Source organism: Terriglobus sp. YAF25 (assembly GCF_052113305.1).
GTDB lineage: Bacteria > Acidobacteriota > Terriglobia > Terriglobales > Acidobacteriaceae > Terriglobus.
This window is the reverse complement of the sequence record NZ_JBFRCY010000536.1, coordinates 1-3,296: the sequence shown is the minus strand read 5'-3', so window position 1 is coordinate 3,296 and position 3,296 is coordinate 1. Positions and strand designations below refer to the sequence as shown.

Below are 3,296 nucleotides of genomic sequence, written 5' to 3'. Positions count from 1 at the left end.
GTACCGGAAACATATTCATACGTGGTACTGCCGTAGGTGTAGTTATTGGGAAAGTTGATGGAGCCGCGTCCGGCGAGGAAATCAACGTAAGGATGAACGGAACTGAACTGCCGCGTGAGTCTGATGCCGCCGAGGATATTCTTCTCGGCGGCAACGTTGCCTTTCCGGAAGGCGTACGTGCCGCGGATTTCGGCCGATGGCACCAACCCGGCGAAACGCCGAAGAATGAAATCTCCACCGGCGGTGAAGCTTGTGTTCTGGCCTTGTATGCCGGTGTACACCTTCGAAACCCCGCCGAAGAGTTCGGCGGTTTGAGGTTGCGGACGCCGTGGCGGTTGCCTGCGCTGAAGAAGACGTCGTGAGTGCCGTGCCGGCGAGAAAGAGACAAAGAGCAAGACGGTAGAGCTTCAACAAGATACGCGTGTGTCCTTTACAGCGAGGTACACAGTAAGACCGCGAATCATCGAGGCTGGAGTACAACCGCTGGACAAGAGGATGACTTTTCAGAGAGCAACGACGGCGGGGTGAGGCGAGTCTTATAAACAGGGATGAGTTAGGGAGGTGTCGCCATGATTTTTTATGGCTTCTTTATGCTGCTGCCGCTGTTAGTGGTGCTCTTCCTGCTGTACGTGTTCATGAGTAAGCAGAGCGATCATCCGAAGATGAGTGGGAGTGCGGGAATCCATCAGCGGAGACGGCAGCCGCGGGCACATGGACGTGAAGTCTAGTGGACACAAGGTCTTTGGACACAAGGTCTAGTCCGGACTAAGGGCTAGTTATCGTCCGTTAAGAGAGGTAAAGGCAAAGGTAGGGTCGGCATTCGTCCGAAGATGGATGGCGAGCTGACCCTCCTGACCTTCCGACAGTGTGGGGCCGTTGGCGTGCATCTCCTGCCGGTCGGCAGTCAGCCAAGTCATCTTCACCAGACCGGAACCCTGAATCTTGAAGCGATAACTGAAAGTCTGTCCCGGAGCGAGCGACTGCGTACCGAAGCTGGCCGAAGGATAATCGACCTGTACGACACTGACGGGACTCGCTGTGTCATTCGTAATGGTGGTTGCGATGTAGCGAGAGCGGCAGCCTGCGAGGGCGATGAGAAGAAGGAAAAGGGCTGCGGCTTTCTGAAACTGCATGGGTTGAGTATAGCTATTAGAGCCATTTCTCCTGCTGCTGGGGATTCCGGAAAGGCGTGCAGCGGCGTTTTCATTGCGGAAAACGTCCATAGATGCAGCAGCCATACGTCACACCCACAGGGCTCTACTGTGACGGCGGCCGATCTCCAAAGCCCTCAGGCCCGGGTTCAACTTCCGGATCGACTGTAAAAGTAATTGTTCCATGCAGGCCATCGGCCAGACGTGCCGGGTTGACCTGGGTGGTGTGCAGCATGATCCCGGAGAGATCTCCATGGAAGACCGTATCGTCTGCGAGATGCGTGCGTGGAACTTTATGGCTGACGTACGGCTCCAGCAGCGCGACCTGATCTGAGAGTGCATCGGAAAAGGCGATCTGCCCGATGTGGCGGACGTGCCCTGAGGTGTACTTCCCATGATCGCCGTGGCCGCCGGTGTGGACCTTCAAATGGATGTGTGTATCCCGGCTTACGTACCATCCGGGATAGATGGTGAGAAACTTCACCGTTCCGTCCTTACCGGTGATCTGTACACCGCGCAGGAATGTTTGGTGGTCCGTCGTGTGCATCGGCGGTGGGGCGCGATGGTCCCCATCTTTCGGCGGGCCTTGCGGTAAGGTTCCCGTTGGCGGCGGCCCATCAAACCCGCCAGGTCGACCCGGACCAAAGTCCATCTTGTCAGGATTCATTTTGGTGTAGCCGGAGTAAATCCCGGCTGCGTCGCAGTGCCAGATGTCCGCTGCGGCGTTGGAAAGCGGTTCACAGGTGCGCGCGTTCAGAAGAACGATGGAGAGATGGAGCGGCAGGCCGGGCCTGTTTTCCCGAATGTCACTGCGGAGCAGTTCGTAGTCGACATAGTAAGGGCCGACCGTCAATTCAGGAGTGAGATGGCAGGCAGTGTTCTCTGTTGCGAGAAGACGGCTGGGGCGCAAGAGCCTTGCGGCAGAGGTGGYGGCTGCGGTGGAGAGTAGTCGCCGGCGGCTCCAGAGGCGATGCGAAAGCTTCATGCCTCTTAAGACGGGTTTTACGGTATGCGGATGACGACTTTCCCGAGGGGACCCTGTTCGAGATGACGATAGGCCGCAACCGTGTCATTGAACTCGTAGACAGCATCAACGACCGGATGCAGTCCCCAGTCTTCGTAGTGGCGGATAAATCGCTCCAGGGCAACGCGGGGGCCAGTGGAGATGCCGCGAATGACAGCAAGCTTTTGAATCGTGGTGAATAACGGAAGACGAGCGTCGGCAGCCTCCAGAACACCGATGATAGAGATCTGTCCCTCTGGCCGCAGAGCGCGCAGAGAGCGAGCAAGATTTTCCCCGCCGACGACTTCGAGGATCTGGTCGACGCCGCGTTTCTGCGTGAGTGCAAGAACCTCTTTTTCCCAGTCGGGCGTGCGTCGGTAGTTGATGGTGAAATCGGCTCCAAGGCTCTGGGCGCCCTGGAGTTTGAGCTCTGAGCTGGAGGTGACAATGGTCGTTGCCCCCATGGCGTGGGCGATCTGCAGGCCGAAGAGAGAGACTCCGCCCGTTCCCTGCAGCAACACCGTATCGTTTGGCTGCAGGTTCCCTTTTTCGACCAGTGCCTGCCATGCTGTTACGCCGGCGCAGGGCAGTGTCGCCGCTTCTTCGTTGGATAGATGGGCAGGCGCGTTGACCAAAGCCTGTTCCCGCAGAACAAGATACTTCGCCAAAGCTCCCTGGTAGACGTTGCCCAGGCTGTAGAGTGATTCCTTGCCCTGGGCAGGACCGTCAACCCAGTGAGTTGCATACTGCGTGAGGACGCGATCTCCAAGGCGAAGCCGGGAGATCCCATGTCCAAGCCCAACCACCGTGCCGCAGGCGTCAGCTCCCTGGGTGATGGGGAACTCAAGGCGAGGGTTATAGTTGCCATCCACAAGCAGTTTGTCGCGGTAATTCAGTGCAACCGCATGGACCTGCACCAGGACTTCGCCCTCACCGGGTGAAGGATCGGGTACGTCCTGCAGCTTGAGAGAATCGAGTCCAAACCCGGTCAGTCGCCATGCCTTCATGCCCATGGGATGCGCGAGCATACAGCTTGGTCTCAGATGGTTTCCAGGCGTGTCATCCAACTCGTGTCAGTCAGCGCCGGGAGCAGATTTTTACGAGATCGAGGGGCGAGGAGGGAACTGTAGCCGGCCTGCTGG

At 57.9% G+C, this 3,296-nt stretch carries 4 protein-coding genes and 1 pseudogene; 1 reads left to right on the top strand and 4 read right to left on the bottom strand.

Going from position 1 to position 3,296, the window contains the following annotated elements; all coding sequences use genetic code 11:
* A pseudogene (locus AB4043_RS19615) lies at positions 1–281 on the bottom strand (hypothetical protein); the annotation flags it as partial.
* 288 nt (positions 282–569) lie between these two features.
* Here AB4043_RS19615 and AB4043_RS19610 point away from each other — a divergent pair.
* Positions 570–728: a hypothetical protein gene (locus AB4043_RS19610; RefSeq protein WP_442301299.1), complete on the top strand. Its 159-nt coding sequence runs from the start codon at positions 570–572 to the stop codon at positions 726–728.
* 48 nt (positions 729–776) lie between these two features.
* Here AB4043_RS19610 and AB4043_RS19605 read toward each other — a convergent pair whose 3' ends face one another.
* The 3 genes from AB4043_RS19605 to AB4043_RS19595 form a co-directional block, all read right to left on the bottom strand.
* The gene (locus AB4043_RS19605) at positions 777–1,133 is read right to left on the bottom strand and encodes a cupredoxin domain-containing protein (RefSeq protein WP_442301300.1); all 357 of its coding nucleotides are present in this window, start codon (positions 1,131–1,133) and stop codon (positions 777–779) included.
* Positions 1,134–1,257: 124 nt separating this feature from the next.
* Positions 1,258–2,136 carry an intradiol ring-cleavage dioxygenase gene (locus tag AB4043_RS19600; protein ID WP_442307841.1) on the bottom strand — a complete coding sequence of 293 codons (879 nt, stop codon included), beginning with the start codon at positions 2,134–2,136 and terminating at the stop codon, positions 1,258–1,260.
* Positions 2,137–2,153: 17 nt separating this feature from the next.
* Positions 2,154–3,182 carry a zinc-dependent alcohol dehydrogenase family protein gene (locus AB4043_RS19595; protein WP_442301302.1) on the bottom strand — a complete coding sequence of 343 codons (1,029 nt, stop codon included), beginning with the start codon at positions 3,180–3,182 and terminating at the stop codon, positions 2,154–2,156.
* Between the last annotated feature and the right edge of the window lie 114 nt (positions 3,183–3,296).

Bases quoted from the DNA above. Each gene is read 5' to 3' on its own strand.
- AB4043_RS19595 (WP_442301302.1), bottom strand. From the start codon at position 3,182: ATGCTCGCGCATCCCATGGGCATGAAGGCATGGCGACTGACCGGGTTT.
- AB4043_RS19605 (WP_442301300.1), bottom strand. From the start codon at position 1,133: ATGCAGTTTCAGAAAGCCGCAGCCCTTTTCCTTCTTCTCATCGCCCTC.
- AB4043_RS19610 (WP_442301299.1), top strand. From the start codon at position 570: ATGATTTTTTATGGCTTCTTTATGCTGCTGCCGCTGTTAGTGGTGCTC.